Annotated in this window: 21 protein-coding genes; 9 read left to right on the forward strand and 12 right to left on the reverse strand. The window is 64.6% G+C overall.

The genetic code is table 11. The features are described 5' to 3' along the window. Positions 1-52 precede the first annotated feature (52 nt). Positions 53-439: a hypothetical protein gene (locus ACUXH0_RS00070; protein ID WP_024541799.1), complete on the reverse strand. Its 387-nt coding sequence runs from the start codon at positions 437-439 to the stop codon at positions 53-55. A 156-nt stretch (positions 440-595) separates the two neighbouring features. Continuing rightward, complete coding sequence (locus ACUXH0_RS00075; RefSeq protein ID WP_024541798.1) at positions 596-1,048, reverse strand: hypothetical protein; 453 nt, start codon at positions 1,046-1,048, stop codon at positions 596-598. Between the two features lie 714 nt (positions 1,049-1,762). On the opposite strand from ACUXH0_RS00075, the gene ACUXH0_RS00080 reads away from it, so the two are divergent. From ACUXH0_RS00080 to pdeM, 4 genes are read left to right on the forward strand one after another with little or no spacing between them, the layout of a single operon-like run. Then, complete coding sequence (locus tag ACUXH0_RS00080) at positions 1,763-2,827, forward strand: ligase-associated DNA damage response exonuclease (RefSeq protein ID WP_024541797.1); 1,065 nt, start codon at positions 1,763-1,765, stop codon at positions 2,825-2,827. Beyond that, positions 2,824-4,470: an ATP-dependent DNA ligase gene (locus tag ACUXH0_RS00085; RefSeq protein ID WP_024541796.1), complete on the forward strand. Its 1,647-nt coding sequence runs from the start codon at positions 2,824-2,826 to the stop codon at positions 4,468-4,470. Before ACUXH0_RS00080 ends, ACUXH0_RS00085 begins: the two co-directional genes overlap by 4 nt. Further along, a complete protein-coding gene (locus ACUXH0_RS00090; RefSeq protein ID WP_024541795.1) occupies positions 4,467-7,082 on the forward strand; it encodes a ligase-associated DNA damage response DEXH box helicase in 2,616 nt (871 codons plus the stop codon). Before ACUXH0_RS00085 ends, ACUXH0_RS00090 begins: the two co-directional genes overlap by 4 nt. Beyond that, a complete protein-coding gene (gene pdeM, locus ACUXH0_RS00095) occupies positions 7,079-7,738 on the forward strand; it encodes a ligase-associated DNA damage response endonuclease PdeM (RefSeq protein ID WP_024541794.1) in 660 nt (219 codons plus the stop codon). The genes ACUXH0_RS00090 and pdeM overlap by 4 nt, the downstream gene beginning before the upstream one ends. A gap of 266 nt (positions 7,739-8,004) precedes the next feature. Here the strand turns inward: pdeM and ACUXH0_RS00100 are convergent, their stop codons facing one another. Then, on the reverse strand, positions 8,005-8,874 hold the full coding sequence (locus ACUXH0_RS00100; protein ID WP_024541793.1) for a manganese catalase family protein: 870 nt from the start codon (positions 8,872-8,874) through the stop codon (positions 8,005-8,007). A 143-nt stretch (positions 8,875-9,017) separates the two neighbouring features. Here ACUXH0_RS00100 and ACUXH0_RS00105 point away from each other — a divergent pair, with 143 nt between their 5' ends. Beyond that, on the forward strand, positions 9,018-10,313 hold the full coding sequence (locus ACUXH0_RS00105; RefSeq protein WP_024541792.1) for an Nramp family divalent metal transporter: 1,296 nt from the start codon (positions 9,018-9,020) through the stop codon (positions 10,311-10,313). Positions 10,314-10,619: 306 nt separating this feature from the next. On the opposite strand, the gene ACUXH0_RS00110 is transcribed toward ACUXH0_RS00105, so the two are convergent. Further along, positions 10,620-11,822, reverse strand: a complete 1,203-nt coding sequence (locus ACUXH0_RS00110; protein ID WP_004631553.1) for a DUF2252 family protein — start codon at positions 11,820-11,822, stop codon at positions 10,620-10,622. 192 nt (positions 11,823-12,014) lie between these two features. On the opposite strand from ACUXH0_RS00110, the gene ACUXH0_RS00115 reads away from it, so the two are divergent. After that, a complete protein-coding gene (locus ACUXH0_RS00115) occupies positions 12,015-12,440 on the forward strand; it encodes an HU family DNA-binding protein (RefSeq protein WP_004631552.1) in 426 nt (141 codons plus the stop codon). A 117-nt stretch (positions 12,441-12,557) separates the two neighbouring features. On the opposite strand, the gene ACUXH0_RS00120 is transcribed toward ACUXH0_RS00115, so the two are convergent. The 5 genes from ACUXH0_RS00120 to ACUXH0_RS00140 form a co-directional block, all read right to left on the reverse strand. Next, positions 12,558-13,193: a DUF2894 domain-containing protein gene (locus ACUXH0_RS00120; RefSeq protein ID WP_024541789.1), complete on the reverse strand. Its 636-nt coding sequence runs from the start codon at positions 13,191-13,193 to the stop codon at positions 12,558-12,560. Then, a complete protein-coding gene (locus ACUXH0_RS00125) occupies positions 13,180-13,833 on the reverse strand; it encodes an OmpA family protein (protein ID WP_004631550.1) in 654 nt (217 codons plus the stop codon). The genes ACUXH0_RS00120 and ACUXH0_RS00125 overlap by 14 nt, the downstream gene beginning before the upstream one ends. Then, on the reverse strand, positions 13,830-16,136 hold the full coding sequence (locus ACUXH0_RS00130; protein WP_024541788.1) for a DUF802 domain-containing protein: 2,307 nt from the start codon (positions 16,134-16,136) through the stop codon (positions 13,830-13,832). Before ACUXH0_RS00130 ends, ACUXH0_RS00125 begins: the two co-directional genes overlap by 4 nt. Before the next feature lie 18 nt (positions 16,137-16,154). Continuing rightward, on the reverse strand, positions 16,155-16,889 hold the full coding sequence (locus ACUXH0_RS00135) for a DUF3348 domain-containing protein (RefSeq protein ID WP_024541787.1): 735 nt from the start codon (positions 16,887-16,889) through the stop codon (positions 16,155-16,157). A gap of 145 nt (positions 16,890-17,034) precedes the next feature. Then, positions 17,035-18,162: a DUF4034 domain-containing protein gene (locus ACUXH0_RS00140; RefSeq protein WP_182593648.1), complete on the reverse strand. Its 1,128-nt coding sequence runs from the start codon at positions 18,160-18,162 to the stop codon at positions 17,035-17,037. Positions 18,163-18,506: 344 nt separating this feature from the next. Between ACUXH0_RS00140 and ACUXH0_RS00145 the strand changes: the two genes are divergently transcribed. Then, entirely contained in the window at positions 18,507-19,661 is a 1,155-nt protein-coding gene (locus ACUXH0_RS00145; protein ID WP_024541785.1) for a methyltransferase, read from the forward strand. A 9-nt stretch (positions 19,662-19,670) separates the two neighbouring features. Here ACUXH0_RS00145 and ACUXH0_RS00150 read toward each other — a convergent pair whose 3' ends face one another. After that, positions 19,671-20,933, reverse strand: a complete 1,263-nt coding sequence (locus tag ACUXH0_RS00150; protein ID WP_024541784.1) for a TIGR03862 family flavoprotein — start codon at positions 20,931-20,933, stop codon at positions 19,671-19,673. A 216-nt stretch (positions 20,934-21,149) separates the two neighbouring features. Here ACUXH0_RS00150 and ACUXH0_RS00155 point away from each other — a divergent pair, with 216 nt between their 5' ends. Further along, positions 21,150-21,992, forward strand: a complete 843-nt coding sequence (locus ACUXH0_RS00155) for a class I SAM-dependent methyltransferase (protein WP_024541783.1) — start codon at positions 21,150-21,152, stop codon at positions 21,990-21,992. A 44-nt stretch (positions 21,993-22,036) separates the two neighbouring features. Here the strand turns inward: ACUXH0_RS00155 and ACUXH0_RS00160 are convergent, their stop codons facing one another. Then, on the reverse strand, positions 22,037-23,509 hold the full coding sequence (locus ACUXH0_RS00160; protein WP_024541782.1) for a sensor domain-containing diguanylate cyclase: 1,473 nt from the start codon (positions 23,507-23,509) through the stop codon (positions 22,037-22,039). A gap of 83 nt (positions 23,510-23,592) precedes the next feature. Further along, entirely contained in the window at positions 23,593-23,781 is a 189-nt protein-coding gene (locus tag ACUXH0_RS00165) for a hypothetical protein (RefSeq protein WP_161779849.1), read from the reverse strand. A 295-nt stretch (positions 23,782-24,076) separates the two neighbouring features. Here ACUXH0_RS00165 and ACUXH0_RS00170 point away from each other — a divergent pair, with 295 nt between their 5' ends. After that, positions 24,077-26,317 carry a M1 family metallopeptidase gene (locus ACUXH0_RS00170; RefSeq protein ID WP_024541781.1) on the forward strand — a complete coding sequence of 747 codons (2,241 nt, stop codon included), beginning with the start codon at positions 24,077-24,079 and terminating at the stop codon, positions 26,315-26,317. Positions 26,318-26,360 lie beyond the last annotated feature (43 nt).

Here is a 26,360-nt window from a genome sequence, read left to right on the forward strand (position 1 = left end):
CCACCCAATGTGAACAACGACGCAAAGCGCTATCCGCCCTGCGACCGAGCCGTTACGGCCGCTGTAAATTGCCGCTTGGGTGAAAGATGCTTCCGGGGACCACCGCGCAGATATCGAAGCCCATCTCGTTGTCGTCGGTCTCTTCTGCGCCTTCGAGCGCCCAGTGCGCCCAATCCTTCAATCGCCCGCACGTACTTGCACGAGCGTCGATCGACTGGTGAAAGTAGGCCTGCAACATCAACTCCGTCAGGTGAAATGAAAACGAGTTGACCTGCTTGGCGCCTTGCGGGCCTTCTACTATCCACCACGCGTGGACGCCTATCCCGTCTAGCTCATCGCCTTCAAGTCGCAGGACGGCGCGACGGGGCAGCGTCTCAGTTAGCGCATCTTGGAGTTCACGCAGACAAGTCGTCTCGGCTTCGCTGATCCACTCGCGCATAAGGCCTCCGCATTTCCGCATGCCCACATTGACGGGCCGCCATTCGAAGGTAGATGCTGCGTAACCCCGTGCGTTGACGGCGCACAACGAACCTGCGTTTAGAGAGTCAAGCAGCGGACAGGACAGAACCCAGCCGCTGTTGGACAGAACTTCCGCTCACATCAGTGGCGGCAATGACGCGCCACGATAGAGCGAAAAATCGTGTTCCCGGTCTTCACGGCCCACTTGAATGGCGTCTCGCTCATCGAGAAAGAAGACGTTTGGCGCGGTGAGCACCAGGTCGTAGCCTGTGTCTGCGCACAACTCTCCGCCCTGAAATTCCAACTGGACGTACAGCCATTCGCTCACGCGCCGACAGATCTCCTCCCGTCTTGGGTGGTTCAATCGGCAGTACGCTTTGGCCTCTGCCAGGCTGAAATGCACGGCTAACGCACATTCCTGCCGATTTCCACGGACTGTCGACATCGACCATTTCGCTGCCACGTCATAGCCGCCGCAGTGGGCTCGGGCCGACCTGACGAGCGCTCCTCTGGGTAATGCACGGCACACCGAGGACTCCAGTTCCCAAAGAGCGGCGGCGACCACCTCGTCTGGTTGATGCTCAAGCATGATGCTCCCCCGTTTTTAGCCTATTGGATGGCTCTTTCTAATAGGACCCCACGGTATGTCGATGCTGGCCTTCGCTGGCTGATACAGATCAAATTCTGGATGGGTCGCTCAGCAACTGAGAAGTAGCGCTCACCGGTTTTCGGAGGTCCAGGGCCGCTGACCGTCCTTTTTCCCACCCTTGAAGAAATGGCCAACCGCCTCCTCAGCCGCGACCCCCGACCGCTCCACAACCGCTCTGCAATCGCCCGCCAGCACGCCTGGCATGCCGGCTGCTTCCTCCACGGGAGCGCAACGGAGCCCATGCATGCATCAGGGATTACGAGCAGCAAAACAAGCAGCCGCAGGTTGGTTATTCTTTCTGGTATCGACGTCCGGCAGCGGGCTTTCGCTTGCGCAGCCGGCTGAGCCGCACCCGGCATCGCCAGACGCCGCTCCAGCGGTTCAACCCAAGACGGCAAAGCACTCCTTGTCGCGGTATCCGGACACCATGCCGGCCTCCGCACCGAAGTCGCCCGCCACGCAGCCCGCGGACACTTCCGCGGGAACGCGTCAGCCTAGTGGTGGTGATTCGGCCGGCCCAGGTGCCGCCGCCGCAGGGCCCGGGGGCCCGGCCGACATGCGTGCCGAGCCCGTACGCAAGCAGCCATTGCGCTGACGCTGTCGCGGGCGGCTGTCGCGGGCGTCGGATGAGGGGGCATCTAATGAGAGCAATCGATGACCAGCGCAGCGGACCTGATCGTAACCACGCCCAGCGGCCTGTATTGCACGGCAGGCGACTTCTACGTTGACCCATGGCGGCCGGTTGACCGCGCCGTCATCACGCACGCCCACAGTGACCACGCCCGCGTCGGGCACCAGCACTACCTCGCTGCCGCCCCTGGGGCCGGCGTGCTGCGCGCGCGCCTGGGTGCCGATATCCCCCTGCAGACGCTGCCGTACGGCGAATCCATCGTCCACCACGGCGTCCGGCTGAGCTTCCACCCGGCGGGTCACGTGCTGGGCTCCGCGCAGGTGCGGCTGGAATACGGCGGCGAAGTGTGGGTCGTGTCCGGCGACTACAAGGTCGAGGCGGACCGCACCTGCACGCCGTTCGAGCCGGTGCGATGCAATACCTTCATCACCGAATCCACCTTCGGGCTGCCGATCTACCACTGGCGGCCGCAGACCGAGATCTTTGCGCAGCTCAACGCATGGTGGCGCGGCAATGCCGACGCGGGGCGCGCAAGCGTCGTGTTCTGCTACGCGTTCGGCAAGGCGCAGCGCATTCTTTCTGGCCTCGATACCGACATTGGGCCGATTGTTTCGCACGGCGCCATGCTGCAACTGGATGCCGCCTATCGACACGCGGGCGTGGCGCTGCCACCCACGCAACTCGCGACCGACGTGCCACGCGCGGACTTGCGGCGTGCCCTCGTGCTGGCACCGCCCTCCGCACAACGCACGTCGTGGATGCGGCGTTTTGGTGACTATGCCGATGCGTTTGCCAGCGGCTGGATGCAGCTTCGCGGCGCACGTCGGCGGCGCGGCGTCGATCGCGGCATCGTGCTGTCCGATCATGCCGACTGGCCCGGCTTGCTGCAGGCCATCGACGCCACGGGGGCCACGCGTGTCTATGTCACGCACGGACAGGTCGCGCCCATGGTGCGGTGGCTGGGCGAACGCGGCCTGGATGCGCGCGCCTTCGCCACCGAGTATGGCGACGAGGCCGAAGAAAGCGAAGCCGCCGGAACAGGTGATACGCCCACCGCAGGCGCGCCAGAGGACACGCCCGCGTCATGAAAGCCTTTGCCGATCTGTACGCGCAGCTCGACGCCACCACATCGAGCAACGGCAAGCTGGCCGCACTGGTGGCCTATCTGCGCACCGCGCCCGATGCCGACGCTGCGTGGGCTGTTTACTTCCTGGCTGGCGGCAAGCCGCGCCAGCTGGTGCCGGTGCGCGTGCTCGCCAGCTTTGCGCAGACCACCTCCGGCTTGCCCGAATGGCTGTTTGACGAGTGCTACCAGGCCGTGGGCGACCTGGCCGAGACCATCGCGCTCGTCCTGCCCGATGCAGATCACGCAGATGACGCCAGCCTGGCCGAATGGATGGAAGCCCGCCTGCTGCCGTTGCGCGGGCAGCCACCCGAAGTGGTGCTGCCGCGTCTGGCTGAACTGTGCCGCGGGCTCCCGCTGCATGCGCGGCTGGTGTTGATGAAGCTGATCACGGGGGCGTTTCGCGTGGGGGTGTCGAAACTGCTGGTCACGCGCGCGCTGGCTGAGGTGGGCGGCACCGACCCCAAGCACGTCGCGCAACGGCTGATGGGCTATACCGACATCGGGCAGGCGCCCGCCGCGGAGCGCTACCGGGCGCTGCTGGCCGATGCCAGCGTCGACGGCCACGCGCTCGATACCGGGCACCCGTATCCGTTCTTTCTTGCGCACCCGCTGCAGGCCGAAGTGGACGCCTTCGATAGCCTGCTCGGCGCGCCCGCTGAATGGCAAATCGAATGGAAGTGGGACGGCATCCGCGCGCAGCTCGTGCGCCGCGCCGACAGCGCATGGCTGTGGTCACGCGGCGAGGAACTCATCACCGAACGCTTTCCCGAACTGTCCGCCATGGCGGAGGTGCTGCCGTCCGGCACCGTGCTCGACGGCGAGATCGTGGTGTGGCATGCGGGCCGCGTACAGCCGTTTGCGCTTCTCCAGCAACGCATCGGCCGCAAGACGCTGAATGCGCGCGTGCTGCGGGAAGCGCCGGCCGTGCTGCTGGCGTATGACCTGCTGGAATGGCAGGGGCAAGATCTGCGCGAGCGCACGCAGAGCGAGCGGCGCGCGCAACTCGAACGCGTGATTGCCGAATGCATCCATCCGGCGCTCGAGCTGTCTCCGCTGCTTCAAGGCGACGACTGGCAGCATCTTGCGCAGCAGCGGGAAGCTTCGCGTGAGCTGGGCGTGGAAGGGCTGATGCTCAAGCGACGCAATGCGCGCTACGGCGTGGGCCGCACCAAGGATGTGGGCGTCTGGTGGAAATGGAAGGTCGATCCGTTCTCGGTAGACGCTGTCCTCATCTATGCGCAGCGGGGCCATGGCCGGCGCGCGAGTCTGTACACCGACTACACCTTCGCCGTATGGGATGCACCGCCCGACGCGCCCGAGCGCAAGCTGGTGCCCTTTGCCAAGGCGTACTCCGGTCTGAGCGACGCAGAGATCCGCCAGGTGGACGCGCTGATCCGCAAGACCACAGTGGAGAGCTTTGGCCCGGTGCGCAGCGTGGCGCCGACGCTGGTATTCGAACTCGGCTTTGAAGGCATTGCGCGCAGCGCGCGGCACAAGAGCGGCATCGCGGTGCGGTTTCCGCGTATGCTGCGCTGGCGACACGACAAGCCCGTCGCAGAAGCCGATACGCTGCAGACGCTGGAAAGCCTGTTACCGCCGTCATGAACGAACCTGCACTGCCCGACCTTGATACGTGGTTTGCTGCGCGTGGCTGGACGCCCATGCCCTTCCAGCGCACCGTGTGGTCGGCCATGGCACGCGGCGAATCGGGCCTGCTGCATGCCACCACAGGTGCGGGGAAAACCTATGCGGTCTGGCTCGGGGCGCTGCAGCGGCTGGCGCAGGTGCGCGGGCGCGGCGGCGCACCGCCGCTGTCGGTGCTGTGGCTCACACCCATGCGCGCGCTGGCGGCCGACACCACGCGCGCATTGACCGAAGCCGCACAGGCATTGGCGCCGCACTGGACGCTCGGCTTGCGCACCGGCGACACCGGCAGCGCCGAACGCGCCGCGCAATCACGCCGCTTGCCCACGGCCCTGGTGACCACACCCGAAAGCCTGTCGTTGCTGCTCGCACGAGCCGATGCACGCGAGGCCCTCGGCTCGGTGCGCGTGGTGGTCGTGGATGAATGGCACGAACTCGTGGGCAACAAGCGTGGCGTGCAGGTCCAGTTGGCGCTGGCACGGCTGCGCACGTGGTCGCCTGATCTGATCGTGTGGGGGCTTTCCGCCACGCTGGGCAACCTGGCGGAAGCCATGGACGCGCTGGGCGACGCAGGAACCCCCACCGCCGGCACGCTGGTACAAGGGCACCTGCCCAAGCGTATGGAGATCGATACGCTGCTGCCCGATGGCGTAGGCCGGTTTCCGTGGGCCGGACATCTTGGCATGGCGATGCTGCCGCACGTGTTGGAAGAGTTGGAAAGTGCCAGCACCGCGCTGGTGTTTCTCAATACGCGCTCGCAGGCGGAGTTGTGGTATCAGGCGGTCATCAATGCGCGGCCGGAATGGGCGGGGCTGATTGCGTTGCATCATGGCTCGCTGGATCGCGCAACGCGCGACTGGGTCGAGACGGGGCTCAAGCAAGGCATGCTCAAGGCGGTGTTCTGCACGTCAAGCCTGGATTTGGGTGTGGACTTTCTGCCGGTGGAGCGCGTGCTGCAGATCGGCTCGCCCAAGGGCGTGGCGCGGCTGTTGCAGCGTGCGGGGCGATCTGGCCACGCACCTGGCCGGCCCTCTCGCGTGACGGTGGTGCCCACGCATAGCCTTGAACTCGTGGAAGGCGCTGCGGCCCGCGCTGCGGCCATGTCAGGACAGGTGGAGGCCCGCACATCGCCACACAAGCCGCTGGATGTATTGGTCCAGCATCTGGTGACGGTCGCACTGGGCGGCGGCTTTGTGCCCGACGCGCTGCTGCAGGAAGTGCGCCGCGCCTGGGCCTACCGGGATCTGCACGACGACGAGTGGCAATGGGCGCTCGATTTCGTGCGACAGGGCGGCCACTCGCTCACAGCCTACCCCGACTACCACCGCGTCATGCCCGATGAACACGGCATCTGGCGCGTGCCCGATGCACGGCTCGCGCGGCGACACCGCATGAGCATCGGCACCATCGTCAGCGATGCAACGATGACCGTGCGCTGGTGGCACGCGTCCGGTGGCGGCGCACTGGGGTCGATTGAAGAAGGTTTCATTGCGCGGCTGCGCCCCGGTGACAACTTCATGTTTGCAGGCCGCCTGCTGGAGCTGGTACGCGTGCAGGACATGACCGCCTACGTAAGGCGTGCCACCGGCAAACGCGCCGCCGTGCCCCGCTGGAACGGCGGCCGCATGCCGCTTTCCACCGAGCTGGCACACGCGGTGGTGACGCAGCTCGACGCGGCAGCACATGCGCGCTTCGACAGCCCCGAAATGGAGGCCGCGCGGCCGCTGCTGGAGTTGCAGGCGCGCTGGTCTGCGCTGCCCACCACGGCAATGCTGGTCGCCGAGACGCTGCACTCCCGCGAGGGCTGGCATCTCTTTCTCTACCCGTTTGCCGGGCGGCATGCGCACCTGGGCCTGGCGAGCCTTCTGGGCTGGCGCGCAGCCAATCGCACGCCGGCCACCTTTTCACTCGCGTTCAACGACTACGGCCTCGAACTGCTGTCGGCCACGCCCATCGACTGGCCGGCGCTGCTGGCCAGCGGCGAACTCTTTGCCACTCACACGCTGATGCACGATGTGCTGGCCAGCCTCAACGCCGGAGAACTGGCGCAACGCCGCTTTCGCGAGATTGCACGCGTATCGGGTCTGGTGTTTCAGGGCTACCCCGGTGCGCACAAGAGCGCGCGCCAGTTGCAGGCATCTTCGGGCCTGTTCTATGAAGTCTTCCGGCGCCACGACCCGGGCAATTTGCTGCTGTCGCAGGCCGAAACCGAAGTGCTGCGCCAGGAATTGGATCTCGACCGTATCGAAGCCGCCCTCGTCCGCATGCGCGGCTTGCAGCTCCAGCTATGCGCACTGAAACGTCCATCGCCGTTCGGTTTTCCGTTGATGGTGGAGCGGTTTCGCGAGCAGCTTTCAACCGAGAAGCTCGCTGATCGGATCGCACGCATGCTGGCCGAAGCAGAACGCGCCGCCGGTCCCGAGCCCACCGACCCGGATGCCGCAACACGGCCGGAGATCGAGACAGATGTACAGGCCGCATTGCGCCTGACCGAATCGCCCGACGCAGCAGGCAAGTCCAGCCGCCGCACGCGCCGGCCACGCAAGACTTCGAAGCCGCTCCCACTGCTATGACGCCTCCTCAGGACCTCGTCATCCGATGCGCGGGCGAAACCGTATGGCTCCTGCCCGAGCGCGCGCTGTGGTGGCCCGCACGACGCATGCTGATGGTGGCCGATGCGCACTTCGGCAAGGGCGCGACATTCCGCGCGCGCGGCGTGCCGGTGCCCACCGGAAGCACCGGTCAGGCTATCGCCCGCTTGGATGCGATGCTGGCGCGGCTGCCCGTCGCACAGATCGCGTGGTTGGGCGACCTCCTCCACGCGCGCGAGGCACACGCAGCGCTGGACGCCCTTGTCGCCTGGCGCGCCCGGCACGCCGACGTAGCCTGCACGCTGGTCCGCGGCAACCACGACCGTCATGCGGGCGACCCGCCTGCGGGCTTGCACTTCAACGTGGTGGAAGAGCCGTGGCCAATCGGCCCCTTCGCGCTATGCCATGAGCCGCAGGTGGTGCCCGATTGCTACGTCATTGCCGGTCACGTGCACCCGGGCGTCGTCATCAGTGGGCGCGCAAAGGACCGGCTCCGGCTGCCATGCTTTCGCTTTGGTCCCACCAGCGCGTTGCTGCCCGCATTTGGCGAGTTCACAGGTTTGTGGACCGCACCGCCCGAGCCGGGGGAAGCGCTCTTTGCTATCGCCAACGACCGCGTCTGGCCGCTGCCGAGCTAAGGCGCAACTTCTCGTTGTTCGTGCGGGGGATCGACTCTCGAGTGAATCGGCGCGCGTTGTTGTTCGCCTGCCCCGAACACACCGGCGGGTAGGCCGCGGGCGAGCGAGTAGATGGCAATCACGGCAAGGGTGAGCGCCGCGATCGCAAGCAGTTCTCGCATATGCATGAGCGCCTCCATATTTGTTCGGGCTTGAAACGCGCGGTGTCTGACGCAGACGCAATGTCCAGGCCCGAGTGACGCTGCACCCGGGCCTGGATGCGGTCATCACGCCTTCGCTTCACCAAGCTCCGCACCGGTGGTCGGATCGACAGCCGGGTCCGAAGCCAGACGCGTCTTCATGGCCTCCAGCGCAGCCAGTTCGGCATCGGTCAGGTTGACCGACGCGTTGCCGTCTCCGCCGTCCGCAGGCATCGGGGGGTCTGCGACCAACTCAAGACCCGTACCGCTATTCCACGGTGCCTGCACGATGGGACCACCGCGCGACATCTTGAAATACGCATCGCTGAACTCCGGCACCGGCGGCAGCTTGCCGGGGGGGAAGTTGCCGTTGATGGCGTAGAGCGCCTTCTCGAACGACTTCTGATGCGCCACCTCGCGCGTCATGAGAAAGCCAAGCGCATCGCGCACACCGGGGTCGTCGCTCACGTTGATCAACCGTTCGTAGATGATCTTGGCGCGGGCTTCGGCCGCAATGTTCGAACGCAGGTCCGCCGTCGGCTCGCCCAGTGAATCGATGTAGGCGGCCGTCCACGGAACGCCTGCTGAGTTGGTCAACGATGGGCCCCCACCATAAAGCACCTGCGTCACATGGCTGTCGTTACCGGCGCCATTGAGCTTGCGATACAGCTCCGCCTGCTCATCCACCGCTTCCGCCAATTCCCCCTTGGCACCGCGATTGAGCATGGCGACGATGGTGCCGATGATCTCAAGGTGGCTCAGCTCCTCCGTCGCGATGTCGTACAGCATGTCCTTGCGGCCTGCATCCTCTTCTGCCACGGCTTGCGTGAAATAGCGCATGGCGGCAGCAAGCTCGCCTTGCGGGCCACCGAACTGCTCCAGGAGCAGGTTGGCCAAGCCAGGATCGGTTTCGCTGACCCGTACGGTGTACTGCAATCGCTTGTTGTGCATGAACATGGGTGTTCTCCGGAAAGGATGGGTGCCTTCATGGCGCGTCCCTTCTCCGCAACACCCATTCCATCGCACGCTGCACGCTTGGCCAGCGAGCCATCGGGTACGAGCGTTGCGAAGGGCCCTGCGCCGCCTATCCTGGAGCATCCATGGACGACAGTCTCGCGCTTGAACCCGACGGCTCTTCTGCATCGAGATGCGTCATTGCCCACGCGCGCGAAGCGCTGGACGGCCGGCGACGTGGTTGGCGCACGTTCACGCCGTTTGTCGGGCCGGCCGTGGTGGTTTCGGTGGCGTATATCGACCCGGGCAATATCGCCACGGGCATTGAAGCCGGCGTGCGATACGGATATCAACTGCTTTGGGTCGTGCTCGCATCCAGCCTGGTGGCGATGCTGTTCCAGATGCTCTCTGCCCGCGTGGGCATCGTGACGGGCCGGAACCTGGCGCAGCTCTGTCGCACGCACTTGCCCGCGCCGGCCGGGCTTGGCATGTGGTTCATCAGCGAGCTTGCGGCCATGGCGACCGACCTTGCGGAGTTCGTCGGTGCCGCCGTCGGTATCGCTCTGCTGACCGGGATACCTTTGCTGTACGCCATGGTCCTCGCGGGTGTGCTGACTTATCTTTTGCTGATGCTGCAAGTGCGGGGGTTCCGCTCTGTCGAACTCATGATTGGCGCGCTGGTGGCCGTCATCGGTATCTCTTACATCATCCAAGTGTGGATCTTGCCTGTCTCGTGGGCGGCGGCGCTGCGGCAAACCTTCGTTCCCACCGCACTGCCGCCCGATGCGTTCATGTTGGCGGCTGGCATTGTCGGGGCCACGGTGATGCCTCACGCGCTCTTTCTCCATTCGGGACTGGTCAATACGCGCGTGCGCCCACGGAGTGCGTCTGAGACATCGCAACTGCTTCGCTATTCCAACCGCGAGGTGGTGGCAGCGCTGGCCGCCGCGGGCTGCATCAACCTCGCCATGGTGGTGGTATCAGCAGGCGCGTTTCACGGCGCACATGCGGAGGTGGCTGGCATTGAGGATGCCTATATCACCCTGGCGCCGTTGTTCGGGGCATCGGCGGGGCTGGTGTTTCTGGTCGGGCTGATCGCATCGGGGCTCTCAAGCTCCGCGGTCGGCACGATGGCGGGCCAGATGGTGTTGCAAGGCTTCCTGCGTGTACGCCTGCCCGTATGGATGCGCCGACTGATCACCATGGTGCCGGCGTTCATCGTCATCGGCGCAGGCATGGATGTCACGCAGGCACTGGTGCTCAGTCAGGTGGTTCTGAGCATGGTGGTGCCGTTTCCCATGGCGGCGCTGATCTGGCTGGCACGCCGGCCGGACCTGATGGGGCAGCATGCCGCCGGGCGCGGCCTGGTTCTAGTGGCGACGGTTGGGGCCGTGCTGGTGGCTGGGTTGAACGGCGCGCTGCTCGTTCATCTCGTCGCATAGCGATGCGGGATGACGCTACCGCCCTGACCCGGTCAGGCGGGCGCCGCACATACCCACGCTGCCGCAAGGAAGTCGGCCAGCGAAACATGGCCCAGCACGACGTCCGCCGGTTTGTCGAAATCCTCGTCCAAGGTCACGGCAGTCATCTTTGCATAGGCGCGCCCATCGCCATGTGCACCGCGCCACGTTGCCGTTGTCTTGACTGCGCACTTCGGCAGCCGAGCGCCATCCTCCATCATTGCCTCGCGATGGCTCCGAAGGCTCGATAGCAGCGTTTGTGCCCGTGGAGAGATGCAGCGCAGCAGATCAGCCTGCCCAGGCGCGACAGTGCTCGAGATACTGGCGCTCATGCAGCCCAAGCAGATCGACAATCGAAGACCAGAGCCAGAACGGCGCGTCGATGGAGCGTCCATGACGCGCCCGCAACTCACGGTGCCATGCCATCGCGACATCCCGGGGCATCTGGCTGCCATGCGCAAGGCCGACGACGTTGCCCAGATATGCGGCCAGGACCGTGGCGTCCTTGTGCTCCAGCTTGTCGACCGACAGCTTCAGGTCTTGCGGTTGCAGCTCGCGCATGAAAAAGCTACCGCCAAGCATGCGCCCCCATGCCATTCGATCGCCCAGGTCAGGAGAAAGACGGCGCGCGCCCGTGACCACGCGCTCGCCGTTGATCCGGGGCATCTCGCCTGAAGAAGCACTGGGCGCCGCCGCCTTGCCCGCCTCCTTGATATCGATCAGCCGATACCGCGGCCCGCGGTCCTGATCGACGGCCAGCAAGACGGCATAACGCCGCTGACCGAGCGAGCTGCACCCTTTGACCCAGTACGCCGCATCCACAATGCTGACAGAGGCTTCGCCCGGCATTTCGTAAAGACGCGCCACCAGGGCAAGCACCTCGTGCTGGCTCACCAGATGTTTCAGTTCGCGCCGCTCTTCTCGTGAGAGCGGCCAGAAATGGCGCCCTAGCGGAATGGATGGAGACGTGTCACTCAGCCGCTCCTTGGCCAGCTCTTTCCACGTACGTGCAGTCGCCGCTTTCATGGCTGTGCGCACGGATGCAGGGCGCGGCGGCAAGCGCAACGCTGCATCGGGGTCGATGCCGTGCAGGTACCCCGCCATCAGCGCCTCCACCATGCGTGCGGTCACGATGCCAGGGAGGTCCGAACCGCGTGCGGCCGTCGCCAACGAGACGCCAAGCCGGATCAGGTCGTGCGCGGGATTGCCCAGCACCGTCTGGTCCAGATCCCGGATCTGTATGCGCGCGGCGCCGGAAGTATGGCCGATCGGGCCGAGGTTGCCGACATGGCAATCGCCGCAAATCCAGATGGTCGGCCCCTCGGGAAACGTGTGCGACTGCACCTCGCTCAGCCACTCGTAGAACTTTGCGGTGCTGCCGCGAACGTACGCATGCGTGGAGCGCGTCATCTTCGATTGGCGCAGCCGGGCGAGTATGGGCGCACGGTTTTTGGGGCTCACCGCGCTGTGCGACGATTTTCGTTGGGACATGTCTGTGCTGAACCTGGGATGCTTTAACTGGGTGATGGACCCCAAACCGCATGCAATAAGTGTTCCCTGGCCCCTAAAACAGCCTAGATAACGCCTCCACGGCGGTCAACCTTTGCTATGCTTGCTCGAAGCGCGCTGCACAGGTGTCGCTTCCATTGAATGGTCAACTTTACCCAACCATCTATTTTCACTATGGCCACCAAAACCAAGACCGCTGCCAAGACCGCTGCAAAGAAGGCCTCGCCGGCAAAGAAGGCCGCGCCAGCAAAGAAGCCTGCTGCAACGACGCCAACCCTGAAGCCTTTGAAGGACACGTTCACCAAGGCGAGCCTGGTGAGCCATCTGGCTGAACAAGCCGCCGTCGACGCCAAGGCGGTGAAGGCGGTGCTGCTCCATCTGGAGAACACCATCGTGGCTTCGCTGCACAAGAAGGGCGCGGGTGAGTTCACGCTGCCGGGCCTGTTCAAGGTGACGTCGGTCAAGGTGCCGGCAACCAAGCGCCGCTTCGGCAAGAACCCCTTTACCGGTGTGGATCAGTGGTTCGAAGCCAAACCGGCAACCGTGCGCGTCAAAGTCCGCGCCTTGAAAAAGGTCAAGGACGCAGCGGTCAACAGCTGATCGCCGCCGCAAAAAAAAGGGAGCTTCGGCTCCCTTTTTTTGCGTGCTTGCCGGTCGAAAGAACCGGCGGGCAGTGCGGCCGATGCCGCCTCGCCGAATGACTCTCTGCTGTGATGCCTAGCGCGCCTTGCCCCGCGCCGCCTTTCCACCGCTGCGGGCAGCATCCTGGCCGCCGACAGCGCCATCCCCGCTCATGCGCTCCAGCCACGAAAGCGCATCCACATACGACAAAAACTGCCGCAGGTAATCGGGCGACACCTCACGCATCAACAGCAGCGACCGATGCACGAGACTGCTCGAATTCAGCGGCCCGGCATTCACCGGCACCTTGTCCAGGGCCTCACGCAACTGCTTCTCGGCGCTGACGCGGGACCAGGTCTGCCGCACGTCTTCGAGCATCTTTAGTTCCGGCAATGCACGCAGATGAGGCTCAGAACCGCCATCTGCAGCCTTGCCGACATCCGAGCGTTGCCGGCTGGCAATGTCACACAGCAGTTCGGCCAACGCGCTGTCGGCCGGTGCCTTTGCATCGCTCGCGTCGGACGTTGCCGTCGTGCGATCGACGTGTTGCGCGTAGGCTGCGATCAGCTCGCCGAGCCGCGCATCGAGAAGGCGCCGCGCCTCGCCGGTTTGGCCGGCCGCACGCCGATGCAACGCCTCGATGAAGGAAAAGCGCACGCGGTCCAGCCGATCCGCGCCGCTTGCGCGCCAGCTGTCGAGCGTGGCCTGCGCGGACACATCAATGCGGCTCACGGCGTCCACCGTTGGAAGCGGCTTGCCTGGGAACAGGCGCGATCTCCACACGCCGGTTCTTGGCGCGGCCGACGTCGTCTGCATTGGAGCTCACGGGCTGCTGCGAACCAAACGCTGCCGCAAACACGCTCGATGCGGGAATGCCTTCGTCGATCAATGCGCGCGTCACGGTCAACGCGCGCTTGGCGGACAGCTCCCAGTTATCTGCAAACAGCCGATTGCCGGCACGCACCTGCTGGTCGTCGGAAAACCCGCTCACCATCAGGATCTCTTCACGCGACGTGAGATACGCGGCCAGCGGCCCCGCCAGGCTCTTCATCAGCGTGCGGCCCTCGGGTTGCAGCTGATCGGAGTTGATCGCGAACAGCACATTGCCATTGATGCCGATGCGCCCGTTGACGAGCGTCACGCGTCCGGCTGCCAGCGGGCCGGCCAGCGCCTGCTCCAGCGTCTTGCGGCGCTGCGCCTCGGCCTCGCGCTGCTTGACCTCGTTCTCCAGCTTGGAGGACAGCTCCAGCTGCACGCCGATTACGCCCACCAGAATCAGCACGAACGCGCCCAGCAGCACCGACATCAGGTCGCCAAACGCGGCCCAGACCGGTGCTGTGGCCTCGATGCCACCGTCAATCTCGTCGTTCATGCCGCTTCGGTCCCGGCCAGCGCGCGCTGGTCACCCAGCCGTTGCAGGTCTTCCAGGATCTGCTTCTGAGACAGCATGCTCAGGTCGATCACCTCGCGCGCCTGCGCCACGTAGTAGGCAAGCTGTTCGTCGCTGCGCGTGAGCGACTTGCCGAGCGCGGCTTCGATACGCTGCAGCTGGGCTGCAAGCTTGTCGTTCGACTCGCCGAACAGCTGCACGGCCACACCAAACGCCTCGCCAAGGCTCGCCACCTCGACCGCGCTGCCGGTCACCTGCGCGGCCACCGCGCCGAGCTTGCCGGTCTCGGCCTCCACCCGATCGGTGAACCGCACGCCCACGCGCTCCAGCAGATCCGCCGACGTTGCCACCAGCGCATCCACCGCCGTGCGCTGCTCGGTCGATGCATGGTTGACCGCGTCGAGCAGCGTTTCCAGCGTGCCCAGCAGGCGCGCACGCTCGTCCAGCATCGCGGTATCGCGCACCATGCTGTCGGACAGCTTCTGGCGCAGCTCGGCCACCACTTCGGCCGCGGCCTTGGGCGCTTCCGACGCGGCTTGGACCAGGCGCGAAATCTCGCCGATCGTGTCGTTGGCGTGCGCCTGCGTTTGCGCGGAGATGTCGCGTGCGGTCTGGGCCAGTGCGTCGCAAATCTGTTGCTGACGGCTTGCCGTATCGGCGCCAGCCTTTTCCCACGCCTCGCTCAGCTTGGCGCCCATGGCGCCGAGGGCATCGGTCCAGGCCGCCAGACGTTGTGCGTCCCGTCCTTCCAGCGCAGCTTGCAACGCGGCATGCGACTGGCGCGATGCGTCCTGCTGCGCGGCGATATCGCGCGCTGTCTGCGCCAACGCATCGCAGATATCTTGCTGACGATTCGCCGTATCGGCGCCGGTTTTCTCCCACGCCTGGCTGAGCTTCTCGCCCGTTGCGCTGAGCGCCTCGGTCCAGGCCGCGAGACGTTGCGCGTCTCGTGCTTCCAGTGCGGCTTGCAGCGCCGTATGCGACTGGCGCGACGCGTCTTGCAACGACACGGCGTGCTGCTCGAACGTGGCGGCAGCCGCCTCCAGCGCGCGCTGGTTCTGGGTGGCCAGCTCGGCGTGGGCGTGTTCCTGGCGGGCCAGCGCATCGCGCCAGGCAGCGGACAGTCCGTCTGCGGCGGCATCCAGGCGCTCGGCCACGCTATCGAGCAACCGCGCCGAGCGTTGCTCGAATGTCTGAGCAAACCGGTCGAGCGACGTGCCGACCTGACCGACCAGCGCCTCACTCGAGCGTTGATGCGCCGACAGGGCGTTGTTCCAGATACCGGAGACCGCCTCCGCCGTCGCCTCGAAGCGCGTCGACAGGCCATCCAGTTGACGCTGCACCGCGTGCGTGACCGTCTCCTGCAGCGCGGCCGATTCCCGCGCGAGGCCCGCCATCGTCGTTTCCACCACCGGCTGCAGCGCTGCGCTGGCAACGCGTGCGCTCTCCGCTGCGCTGTCCTTCAAGGACTGACCGACCGACGACGCAAGCTGGCTGTAAGCGGTCTGCGCCTTGTCGAGAAATGCCTGCTGGGCGGCGATCTGTCGCTCGCTGCTGGCCGCGCCCTGCTGCTCCAGCGACGTCATCATCGCCTGCAGCCGATCAACCAGCGCGGGCATCACATCGGATTGCCGCTGCAGAAGCTTGAACGTCTCTTCACGCTGATGTGCGTGCGAGTAGATGCGCAGCGTGGTCGCGATCTTTGCGTCGAGCGCCTGCACGGCCTGCAGCCGCTCGCGCCGGCACAGCGCCGACAGCAACCCCAGCATGGCCGACGTTGCCACACCGGCAATCGAGGTGCCGAACGAGAATCCCAAACCCTTGATCGGGGCGGCCAGCGATGCGCGGATCGCCTGCAGGTCCGTCGCGCTTTCCAGCGCTGCGCCCGTGCCTTTGAGCGTCACCACCATGCCGAGCAGCGTACCGAGCATGCCAAGCAGCACGAGCAGGCCCACCAGATACGGCGTCAGCGCGGGCGCAGGCAGCGCAACGCGCTCGCCTTCCACACGCAGGCGCACGGCATTGCGCACGCTGGGGTGCAGTTGCTCCAGCCATGCCGCCAGATTGGGCGGCGTCTCGGACAACCCTGCCACGGCATGGGCGACCGTGCCCGTGGCTTGCCGATAGCGGCGCAGCTCCAGCGCGCCTGCCACATAGGCGGCACCGATCACGAGCGTGACGGCCAGCGCCAGCAGGTTTCCGCCAACGAGGTAGCCGACGGCAATCCACCCCAAGGCCGCCAGCCCGACAGAAAAAACGATGAGATTCAGGTGATGTCTGGACATGAATGGTGTCTGTCCCGCTTAGCGGGGGCGAAGGGCTGCGAGCAACCCGTCGACCGGTTGAAAACGAACATCGAGCTCGGCCAGGAGCACGCTCTGCATATCTTTGCGGAACGCATCCAGCCAGGCGCGGGATGTGGATTGGGTGGCCGGGCCCTCCGCGGGCAGCTCGGCCTGCCGCTGCTGCTCGGCCGCGCGCAGGCGCTCGAAGTACGGCCCCAGCATCGACGGAATGGCCCCCAGCAACGAACGTTCGCGGGCCGCGAGCGCCTGCTCCATGCTGTCATCCAGCACCGCAAGGCGCGCGAGGTCGGGCGTCCTGGCAGCCAGCAGGCGCCGCAGGCGGCCACGCAGGTCACTGATCTCCAGTTCCATGGTCTGCTGCATCAGCACGTAGCGCTGCCGGAAATCGGCGTAGTCGACCACCACCGGCACCGACGGGTTCTGGATCGGCGCGCGTGGCCCAGGCCTGGCATCGGGCGCACAGCTGGACGCGATGGACTTCGTCAACGCCGCGCGGACGCGGCCACCGATGGTTTCGGCGTCCGGGCCGACGGGCCGCGTGCTGGAGGCACTGGCGGGCGGTGCCACGCTCAATGCCGACGAAAGCGTGATGGCATCCGTCCAGCTGAGCCATTGGCTCAACCGGTCAGAAAGGGGCTGCGCAGATGCGGAAACGTCGACGTCCGTCAGGCGAGCAAGAATGCGGATCAGCGCGGGGCCGCTGAGCGCCCTGCGTTGCTGGGCGTGCGCCATGCTACGAGTGCCGAAAAAAGGCTGGAGTTTACACTGCCTGCCGGGTCGGACTGGGGTCCATGAGTGGCACCGAAGTCACTTACCGCAAGAAACCTTCATGCGAGCGCGCCCGCACTGAAATGCACGGGGCTGCCTCGCCTCTTCGTCACTGCGTCAAGGCCCAGGCAAGATTGTTCTGTGCATCTTTATTGCCCTGCTCGGCAGCTTGGCGAAACAACTTGAGCGCGCGTTCCTTGTCCTGACGCACCGCAATCCCAAACCAGTAGAACTTGCCCAGCTCGTTTTCGGAGTAGGCGTCGCCCAAATCTGCGGCCTGTGCGTAGTCTTTTGCGGCTTGGTCGGACTTCTTCATGCGGTGATAAATCGAGCCTCTGGCCGACAGCGCGTATGTGTCACGCGGCTCGAGGCTGATGAGCTTCGACAATGGGCCAAGCGCCTGCTCGTATTTTTGCTGGCGAATAAGGACATGGCCCATTTGCGTCAGTGCATCCCGATCATCCGGGTTCAGCGAAAGCGCTTGAGCGTAGTCCTTTTCGGCGCCCGTAAAGTCTTTTTTACCTATCTTGACCCAACCGCTGTCCGCAATGGCCAGCGCCGAAAATTCCTTCAGCGTCGCTGCCGGCACATTTGCCTTTCGACACTCATCGACAAAAGCAGCCATCTCTTCCGGGCTACCGTTCCATTTCGAACGTAGCGACTTGAGATAGGCCCGCCTGACCACCACCGTTTGCGGGTCCTTCCTGAGCGCCTGCTCCAGCAGCACCCGGTTGTGTTTTTTCATCCCTTGAGCCTTACCGATTTCAATCCCTTCCCGATAGGACAAGATCGGCTTTGGATCCAGTTCAACAGACTTCGATAAATCGCGTAGCGCCATACTTTGGTACGCGCCCATTCCCGCGAACTGTTCATCGGTGGTGTCCCGCGCATACTTGCTTCCGCGCCGCGACCATCCCATCGCCATGTAGTAGATCCCGCGCGACAACAAGGCCGCATAGGAACGTGGAAACTCCGCGACCCATTGATCGAGCTTGGTTTCCATCGCCGAATCAGAGTAGTAGAAGGCTCTGAATGCTCCCGACAACTGCTCGTCGCTGATCGCTCCGCGTCCATAGGCCTGCTGCAGGCCAGACATCTGCCGGTCCAGCTCGGTATAGCGCCCTTCCATCAGCAGGGCACGCCGTTGCGCGGCCTCGCTAGTGGGCGGCTCTGCCGCCGAACTCATTGATTGAAATGCGACGCAGACAAGGCAACAGAGCAAGATTCTTTTGATCATTTTTGTACTCGCTATCAATGCAGCGTTTGGACCGGTTGCTTTAACTGCCCCCGTAGCGCGCACTTTCGAACATGCAGGAAACCGGAAAGACGAAAGACTCGCGCAGCCATGTTCCCCCACAGTTTTGAGAAGCATAGAGACCACCAGCAGCTAGCACGAAGATAAAAGGAATTAAGCCAAGTAGGGTAGCCAAGTGCCGCGCCTTTTGTCCGGGCACACGTGCGCGCATGGCGTGATCGGCACGGCTGCGGAGACGGAATCACCGCTTAACCTTCGGCTCGCACCCAAAAAGCGGTATCGTGTCGCCCACTACCGCACCCTCCCCGCTTTCTCGCCCATTTGCCGTGACCGATCACCCCACCCTCACCTGGACCGACGACCGCCCTGAAGCCAGCAGCGACGCCGTCCATACCGCTGTCTGGCGCTCCGAAGCCGGCAACCCGCCGCCCAAGCGCGTGGCCATCGCGGACGATCGCACCACAGCCGATGCCGCCTACCGCCTCGCGTGCGAAGGCACGGCATTGCTCTGGCAAGGCGATTTCCAGAACGCGCGCCAACTGCTGCAGGCCATGTCCCGCCGCACGGATCGCAAACCTGGCAAGGCGCGCAAGGAACCCGCCTCGCCCATCGATGCGTTCAACCTGCATCGACAGGCGCAATCGCAGCGCGCCCGCACGCTCGGCATGCTGCTGATTCCGCTGGATGCGGATTACACGATCCCGCTGCGCCGCGCCCCCGACATGCGCGACGCCTGCACGGAGGCTTACGGCACGAGCCATACCGCTTCCGTCGTCTCGCTGCGTGAGCTGCTTGGCTTGATCGGCGCGCATGAGTGGCGCAAGAAGGGTGTCGAGATTCCCGCGCTCGGTGGTGAGCGCATTCACCCGCACTACGGCGTGTTCTCGCCCGTGCGCGGCGAATACATCGAGCTGGTGGCGAATGCACCGTTGCCTTCGAAAACCCTGGCGTTCGATATCGGCACGGGCACGGGCGTGCTGGCAGCGGTGCTCGCCAAACGCGGCGTGAAACGCGTCATCGGCACCGATCAGGACCCGCGCGCGCTGGCCTGCGCACGTGAGAATGTGGAGCGCCTCGGTCTGCAGACCCAGGTTGAGGTTGTCGATGCGGATTTGTTTCCCGGAGGCCGAGCGCCGCTGATTGTGTGCAACCCGCCGTGGCTGCCGGCACGGCCCAGCTCGCCCATCGAGCGCGCCGTCTACGACCCGGACAGTCGCATGCTGCGCGGCTTCCTGGACGGCCTCGCCGCCCATCTGGAGCCGAATGGCGAGGGCTGGCTGATCCTGTCGGACTTTGCCGAGCATCTTGGCCTGCGCACGCGCGATGCCCTGCTGGCGATGATCGACGCGGCCGGCCTGCAGGTGGTGGGCCGGGAAGACATCAAGCCGAAGCACCCGAAGGCGTCCGATGAAAACGACCCGCTCTATCGGGCCCGGGTTGCCGAGGTGACGTCGCTGTGGCGCCTGAAGGCCCGCCAGTAAACCAGTGACTCAGCGCGCCATCGTCGCCAGGTAGTCGAGCGCGCCCTGCCCCGCAGCGGCGCCGCTCGCAAAACACGCCGTCAGCAGATAGCCGCCCGTCGGCGCTTCCCAGTCGAGCATCTCGCCTGCGCAGAACACGCCCGGCAGACGCTCAATCATCAGCTTTGCATCCAATGCTTCAAATGCAACGCCGCCTGCGGTGCTGATCGCCTCGTCGATGGGTCGCGTGCGTATGAGCCGCAACGGCAGCGCCTTGATGGCTTTGGCCAATTGAGCCAGATCGGCAAACGCTTCCTTGCTCAGGCACTCGCGCAGCAAGCCGAGCTTTACGCCCGTGATATTCAGCTTGCTTTGCAGATGACTCGACATTGAACGCGCGCCGCGCGGGCGCATCAGTTCATCTGTCACACGTTGCGCACTCCAGCCTGGCGCAAGATCAAGCCAGATCGTCGCACTGCCCTCTGCGGCCAGCGCATCGCGAATGGGCGCCGACAACGCATAGACAAGGCTGCCTTCAATGCCGGTCTGCGTGACGACGAACTCGCCCTGGCGAAATTGCAGCGCATCGTCATCGCCCGAGCGCAAACCGATGGCGACCGACTTGACGGGCTGCCCAGCAAAACGCTCCTGGAAATACGCGCTCCAATCGGCGTCGAACCCGCAGTTGGCGGGCTGCAAGGGTTGCACCTGCACGCCGCGCGCCTCCAGCAACGGCACCCAGGCGCCGTCGGAGCCCAGGCGGGGCCAGCTGCCGCCGCCCATGGCCAGTACCACGGCATCGGCTTGCACCAGCCGTTCAACGCCGGCGGTTTCAAAGCGCAGCACCTGCGCGTGGTCCGACGGTTCTGCCCAGCCCACCCAGCGATGCCGCATGTGCAGCTGCACGCCCGCCTCGCGCAGCCGGTGCAGCCATGCGCGCAGCAAGGGCGCGGCTTTCATCTCAGTCGGAAAGACACGCCCCGAACTGCCGACAAACGTGTCGATGCCCAGCCCATGAATCCACGCGCGCAGCGCATCGGGGCTGAAGCGGCCAATGAACGGCGCCAGCGCCTCGCGCCGCGTGCGATAGCGGCCGAGAAACGCGTCGATCGGCTCCGAATGCGTGATGTTCATCCCGCCAATACCCGCCAGCAGGAATTTGCGTCCGGCCGACGGCATTGCGTCGAACACCTCCACACGCACGCCGTTGCGCGACAGGACTTCAGCGGCCATGAGCCCGGCGGGGCCGGCGCCGATGACGGCAACGAGAGGGGCATTGGATGTTTCGGACATGCGGGGAGGAACGGATCGAATCGCGCGGGGCAGACAAGCGGGGCGCTATTGTCACATCCCGACTGGGCGCGGGCAAACGAGGGCGCGCATCCCCCCTTTGGTGCGCTTGCCGTCGCCCACCCCGCTTTTCGGTAAACTGGCGCCCTCTTTCCGTTTTTCTCCGCGCCGCCGCACCGATCCCATTCCGTGCGACATGTCGCCCAGGCTGTCCTGACGATGTCCAACAAGACCCACGAAATCCGCCCCAACCAGTCGATCGAGCTGCTCAAGGAACTGCACATCCTGACGCGCGACGGCAAGATGAACCAGGACAGCCGCCGCAAGCTCAAGCAGGTCTATCACCTGTTCCAGTTCATCGAACCGCTGATGGCCGACGTGCAGCAAACCAAGGGGCATGTCACGCTGGTCGACCACGGCGCAGGCAAGTCGTACCTCGGCTTCATCCTGTACGACCTGTTCTGCAAGGAGCAGCCGGGCGATGGCACCTCGCACATTTACGGCATTGAGACTCGCGAAGAACTGGTCGCCAAGTCGACCGAGCTTGCCGCGCGGCTGGGCTTCAAGGGGATGTCGTTCCTGAACCTGTCGGTGGCGGAGTCGATTACGTCTGAACAGCTGCCGGCCACGATCGACATCGTGACCGCACTGCATGCGTGCAATACCGCCACGGACGATGCGATCCGCTTTGCGCTCGAAAAGCATGCGCAATACATCGTGCTCGTGCCGTGCTGCCAGGCGGAGGTGGCCGGCGTGCTGCGCAAGAACAAGGGCAAGTCGCTCGGCAATGCGCTCACGGAAATCTGGCGCCACCCGCTGCACACGCGCGAATTCGGCAGCCAGGTCACCAACGTGCTGCGCTGCCTGCAGCTTGAAGCGCACGGCTATCAGGTCAGCGTGACGGAACTCGTCGGGTGGGAACACTCGATGAAAAACGAACTGATCATCGCGCAATACAAAGATCTGCCGCGTCGCCGCCCGACCGAGCGGCTGAACGAGGTGATCAGCACGCTGGGCCTGGAAGAGCTGCACGAGCGGTTCTTTGCACCGGCCGGCTCCTGAAGAGAGAAGAAGCAGTAGCGCACCCGACGCACAGATCTCCGCCGTTATGCCAGACGCCTGCCTTCGTGCTGCACCCGCTTGTCTTCGTACATCGCAACATCGGCCTCGCGCAGCGTTTCTTCCAGACGCCCGCCTTCGTGGCAGGTGGCGTAGCCCATGGAAAACCCAAGCTCCGCGCCCGGATAGAACTGGTTGTTGAGTTCGACCAACTTGCGCAGGCTTTCCACCAAGGCCGCACCGGCGTGTGCGTCGGCGCCGGGCAGCAACACGGCAAACTCGTCGCCGCCAATGCGCGCAGCGTGTGCAGGTTTGTCGATGGCCTTGCTGAGCACCTCGCCGGCGCGACGCAGCAGCGCGTCGCCTGCGGCGTGGCCGAGCTGGTCATTCACGCGCTTCAAGTCGTTCAGGTCGATCATGATGACCGTGACCGGGAACGGGCCCTTGCGCTCCAGCCGGTTGATCTCGTCTACGTAGAACGAGCGGTTCTTCAGCTTGGTGAGCACGTCGTGCTTGCCCAGATATTCCAGGTACGACTCGGCTTTCTTGCGCGCGGTGATGTCGGTCAGCGCCAGCAGCACCATGTCCCAATCCTGCTCGCGGCCGGGGAACACCGAAAACTGCAGGTGGATGTTCAGCGTGTTGCCATCCAGCCCGTAATTGACGACCTCGCGCTGCTGGAAGAGCTTGCCATCCCACAGGTCGATCAACTGCTCGCGAAAGTGCGGGCGCATGTCGTCGCGAAAGATTTCCGGCAAGCGGCCAAGCAAGTCGTTGCGGTTGCGCGCCTTGAACATCTCCAGCGTGAAGCCGTTCACGTCGAGCACCTGGATCTCCTGCATGCAGCGCTCGACAAACTCCGGATGCACATCGGTAAACGTGCGGAAATCGGTGATGCCCTGCATGCGCACTTCGTCCAGCAGCATCTTGATGGTGCTGAAGTTCTCCACCCACAGCGACACCGGTGCATGCTCGAACACGCCGCGCGCGTAAAGCTGGCTGGCGGCGGCTCGGCGGCGGGCGTCTTCGAGTTCGGTGATGTCGTCCACGGCCACCAGCACGCGGTCCCACGGCTGATCGTGGTCAGGCAGGACAACGCCCTTGAGCAGGATGTCGAGGCGGCGGCCGTCAAGCGTGTAGTTGACGCTGCGGCTTTCGAACCACGGCTCGCCAGACCAGAGCTGGACGAGTTCGCCCACGTGCGCTTCAAGCATGTCGTCGCGCAGCACGTCAGCCAGGCGCGCGGTGAGGGTTTCCGTATCCGGGGCGGCGTACATGGACAACGTGCGCCGGTTCACGCGCAGCACCTTGATACAGGCCGAACACGCCGCCACGCGAGATACGTCCTCTTCCAGAAAGCGCTGCAGGTCGGTTACGCCGGCGGCGCGCCACTGGGCAAAGAGGCGGTGCAGATCGCTGTAGTCCTCCAGCCACAATGACGTGGGGGTGACATCGAAGAAGTCGATCAGGTTGACACCCACAGCCGCCGGGCTGTTGACGCTATCGGACGCGGATTGCATGAATCGCTCTACGGAAAACAGAAAACACTTCGCAAACCTTGCGAGCGTACCGGTTTTGTGAAAAACCGCGCACAGCGTCCGTCTCATCCGGAAGGATTACCCCCATGCAGGCGATGCGCGGTCAGCTGCTGCAGCGCAACACCTCGTTGAATACCGGGAAAGTTCCCCGGCCAGATTTTCCGACGCTGCGCCGCATTTAGTTTTTCTTTATCTGACGTTGTAAAAATAGCCGCTTCGATTTTTAAGATATTTTCATGAAGCGGGGTATGCATTTCATTTTTTCAACGTGCCTTGCAGAAGTCGCCCATCGCTCGGGAAGGCGCCCGCAGCTTTGCGGATGCGCATACCAAAAACTGCAAATTCCGCTGCAGATTCTCTCGCGCGTGATTTAAAAAACTTCGTCTCGATTCGCAGGCCGTTTCCTCCAGAATCCGTGCATCCCGTGCGCGGGCAGTGATTTGCACCGCGCAAGAAGCGGGTAATTCCTTGTCCCGATTCTGCGGCCTGCCCCCCGATTTTCTTTTGAGCCCTGGGCCGCCGATTCGTTTCCACCCCAGGAGAAATGCAATGCGGGATTCGACAACCCACCGTCGTACGGCCACGACACACACCGGACGGGCCTCCAACGCCCGGACACGTCGCTCGTTCAAGCTGGCACTCGTGGCACAGGCTGCGGCCGCGCTGATTCTGGCCGCGTGCGGCGGCGGCGGAGATGACGCGCTCACGCCGGCCGGCGGCAAGCTGGACGCAAACGGCTCGCAGCAGCAGGGCAATACCAATACCGGCAACACGAATGCACCAGCGCCGGCAGTCGACGCAACGGTGCCGCCGGTGGAACTGCCGGACTACATCAGGCCGGTCAACTACAAGCTGTGGTTCCGCCCGAGCGCAGACCTGAACAGCTTCTCTGGCCGCGCCGACGTGGAGATCAAGGTCACCAAGCAGACCGGCGCCGTGACGCTGGCCGTGCGCGACCTGAAGCTCGACGCCTCGCGCCTGACACTCACGCCCACCTCGGGCGGCGGTGCATCGCGCGTGCTGGTGCCGATTCCACAATCGCAAGGCGCCTTCTACGACCTGCGCGACCCCATCGGAGACATCAAGCCCGGCAACTATGTGCTCCACATGGAGTGGACGGGCACGATCAACTTCACCAAGGCCGAGGGCATCTTCAAGCTGGGCCTGCAGGCGGCAACGGGTGAGAGTTCGGACGCCATCGTCACGCAAGGCGAATCGAACTTCGCGCGCGAGTGGTTCCCGAGCTGGGATGAACCGGCCTTCCGCAACACCTTCGAGGTGACGGCGGAAATTCCGGGCGACTGGAAGGCCGTGGCCAACGGCAGGCAGACGGGCGCCACCAAGCTGCCGGATGGCTATCAGCAGGTGTCGTTTGCCAAGACACCGTCGATGCCGGCGTACCTGCTGTTCTTCGGCGGCGGCAAGTTCGACATCCTGGAAGACCAGTTCACCAACCCGCTCGACGGCAGCAGCATGCGCCTGCGCTGGTGGGTGCCGCCCGGCGAGGCGCACTCGGCGGTCTCCGGCATGCAGTTCACCAAGGAAGCGCTGAACCACTACTACAACTACTTCCAGATCCCGCTGCCGTTCGACAAGATGGACACCATCGTCGCCAACGACAGCTACAACAACAAGAATGCCGGCTTTGGCGGCATGGAGAACTGGGGCGCCATCTTCGAGTTTGCCGACCAAGTGCTGGTGCCGCCCGATGGCGCACCGACAACGGTCCACTCGATGGGCAAGGCGCGCTCGTTCGTCGTGGTGTCGCATGAACTGGCGCACCAATGGTTTGGCGACCTCGTCACGCTGGACTGGTGGGACGATATCTGGCTGAACGAGTCCTTCGCCAACTGGTTCGAGAACGTCACCAAGATCGCGCTGCACCCCGAGTTCCAGGGCAACACGTGGGCCGACTATGCAGCCGTCAAGCAGCGCGTCTACACGTTGGACCTGCAGCCCACCGCCGTACCGGTACAGCACAACCTGAGCGATGCCGGCTCGATGGACTTCCTCGACCGCTTTGCCTACAACAAGGGCGGCCATGTCCTGCAGACGATCGAGAATTACGTCGGCAAGGACGCCATGCGCCGTGGCCTGCAGAGCTACCTGAACAAGTACAAGTTCGGTAACGGCACGCCGCCGCGCCTGTGGGCGGAGCTGGAAGCCGCCAGCGGCAAGCCCGTCGGCAAGGTGGGCGACAGCTTTGTGCGCCAGACCGGCGTGCCGCTTGTCACCATCGATGCACAGTGCAACCCGGCCACCAACCAGAACGTGCTGACGATCACGCAGAAGGCGTTCCCGAACAAGAACGTCTATTCCGGCTATCAGTGGAATATTCCGCTCACCATCGCCTATGGCGATGGGCTGGCGCAAACGCAAACGGTCGTGCTGGACCAGCAGACCGCGCAGGTCACCCTGCCGACGTGCTCGGCCGTGCTGGCGAACCCGACGGGCCTGGACTACTACGTGACCAACTACAGCCCGACGCTGTGGAGCGCGCTGCTGGCGCAGGCCGGTGCCATCAGCAACAAGGCGACAACGACCAACATCGCCGGCGATGCGACGCAGTTGTACAACGCGCAGATCATCGACAAGGCGCTGTATGACCAGATCGTCGGCATCCAGAACATGCAGCCGGCGGTGGCAACGCTGCGTGCCCAGGCTGTGACGCCGACGGGCTCGCTGCGTCCGCAAGCGGTGCAGTTGCAGGAAATGCAGTCGATGGATCGGCCGATCCACAAGTTCCGCTATGAAGGTCTCATGAAGCATCTGACCGACATCAAGCGGTAAGCACCAAAGCAAGCGGGCCGCGTCTTACGATGCGGCCCGCTGC

Source organism: Ralstonia sp. 110700041-2, from assembly GCF_056280165.1.

Excerpts from the sequence above, each read along its gene's own strand:
- ACUXH0_RS00070 (WP_024541799.1), bottom strand. The coding sequence starts at position 439 with ATGCGCGAGTGGATCAGCGAAGCCGAGACGACTTGTCTGCGTGAACTC.
- ACUXH0_RS00075 (WP_024541798.1), bottom strand. The coding sequence starts at position 1,048 with ATGCTTGAGCATCAACCAGACGAGGTGGTCGCCGCCGCTCTTTGGGAA.
- ACUXH0_RS00080 (WP_024541797.1), top strand. The coding sequence starts at position 1,763 with ATGACCAGCGCAGCGGACCTGATCGTAACCACGCCCAGCGGCCTGTAT.
- ACUXH0_RS00085 (WP_024541796.1), top strand. The coding sequence starts at position 2,824 with ATGAAAGCCTTTGCCGATCTGTACGCGCAGCTCGACGCCACCACATCG.
- ACUXH0_RS00090 (WP_024541795.1), top strand. The coding sequence starts at position 4,467 with ATGAACGAACCTGCACTGCCCGACCTTGATACGTGGTTTGCTGCGCGT.
- pdeM (WP_024541794.1), top strand. The coding sequence starts at position 7,079 with ATGACGCCTCCTCAGGACCTCGTCATCCGATGCGCGGGCGAAACCGTA.
- ACUXH0_RS00100 (WP_024541793.1), bottom strand. The coding sequence starts at position 8,874 with ATGTTCATGCACAACAAGCGATTGCAGTACACCGTACGGGTCAGCGAA.
- ACUXH0_RS00105 (WP_024541792.1), top strand. The coding sequence starts at position 9,018 with ATGGACGACAGTCTCGCGCTTGAACCCGACGGCTCTTCTGCATCGAGA.
- ACUXH0_RS00110 (WP_004631553.1), bottom strand. The coding sequence starts at position 11,822 with ATGTCCCAACGAAAATCGTCGCACAGCGCGGTGAGCCCCAAAAACCGT.
- ACUXH0_RS00115 (WP_004631552.1), top strand. The coding sequence starts at position 12,015 with ATGGCCACCAAAACCAAGACCGCTGCCAAGACCGCTGCAAAGAAGGCC.
- ACUXH0_RS00125 (WP_004631550.1), bottom strand. The coding sequence starts at position 13,833 with ATGAACGACGAGATTGACGGTGGCATCGAGGCCACAGCACCGGTCTGG.
- ACUXH0_RS00130 (WP_024541788.1), bottom strand. The coding sequence starts at position 16,136 with ATGTCCAGACATCACCTGAATCTCATCGTTTTTTCTGTCGGGCTGGCG.
- ACUXH0_RS00135 (WP_024541787.1), bottom strand. The coding sequence starts at position 16,889 with ATGGCGCACGCCCAGCAACGCAGGGCGCTCAGCGGCCCCGCGCTGATC.
- ACUXH0_RS00140 (WP_182593648.1), bottom strand. The coding sequence starts at position 18,162 with ATGATCAAAAGAATCTTGCTCTGTTGCCTTGTCTGCGTCGCATTTCAA.
- ACUXH0_RS00150 (WP_024541784.1), bottom strand. The coding sequence starts at position 20,933 with ATGTCCGAAACATCCAATGCCCCTCTCGTTGCCGTCATCGGCGCCGGC.
- ACUXH0_RS00155 (WP_024541783.1), top strand. The coding sequence starts at position 21,150 with ATGTCCAACAAGACCCACGAAATCCGCCCCAACCAGTCGATCGAGCTG.
- ACUXH0_RS00160 (WP_024541782.1), bottom strand. The coding sequence starts at position 23,509 with ATGCAATCCGCGTCCGATAGCGTCAACAGCCCGGCGGCTGTGGGTGTC.
- ACUXH0_RS00165 (WP_161779849.1), bottom strand. The coding sequence starts at position 23,781 with ATGCATACCCCGCTTCATGAAAATATCTTAAAAATCGAAGCGGCTATT.
- ACUXH0_RS00170 (WP_024541781.1), top strand. The coding sequence starts at position 24,077 with ATGCGGGATTCGACAACCCACCGTCGTACGGCCACGACACACACCGGA.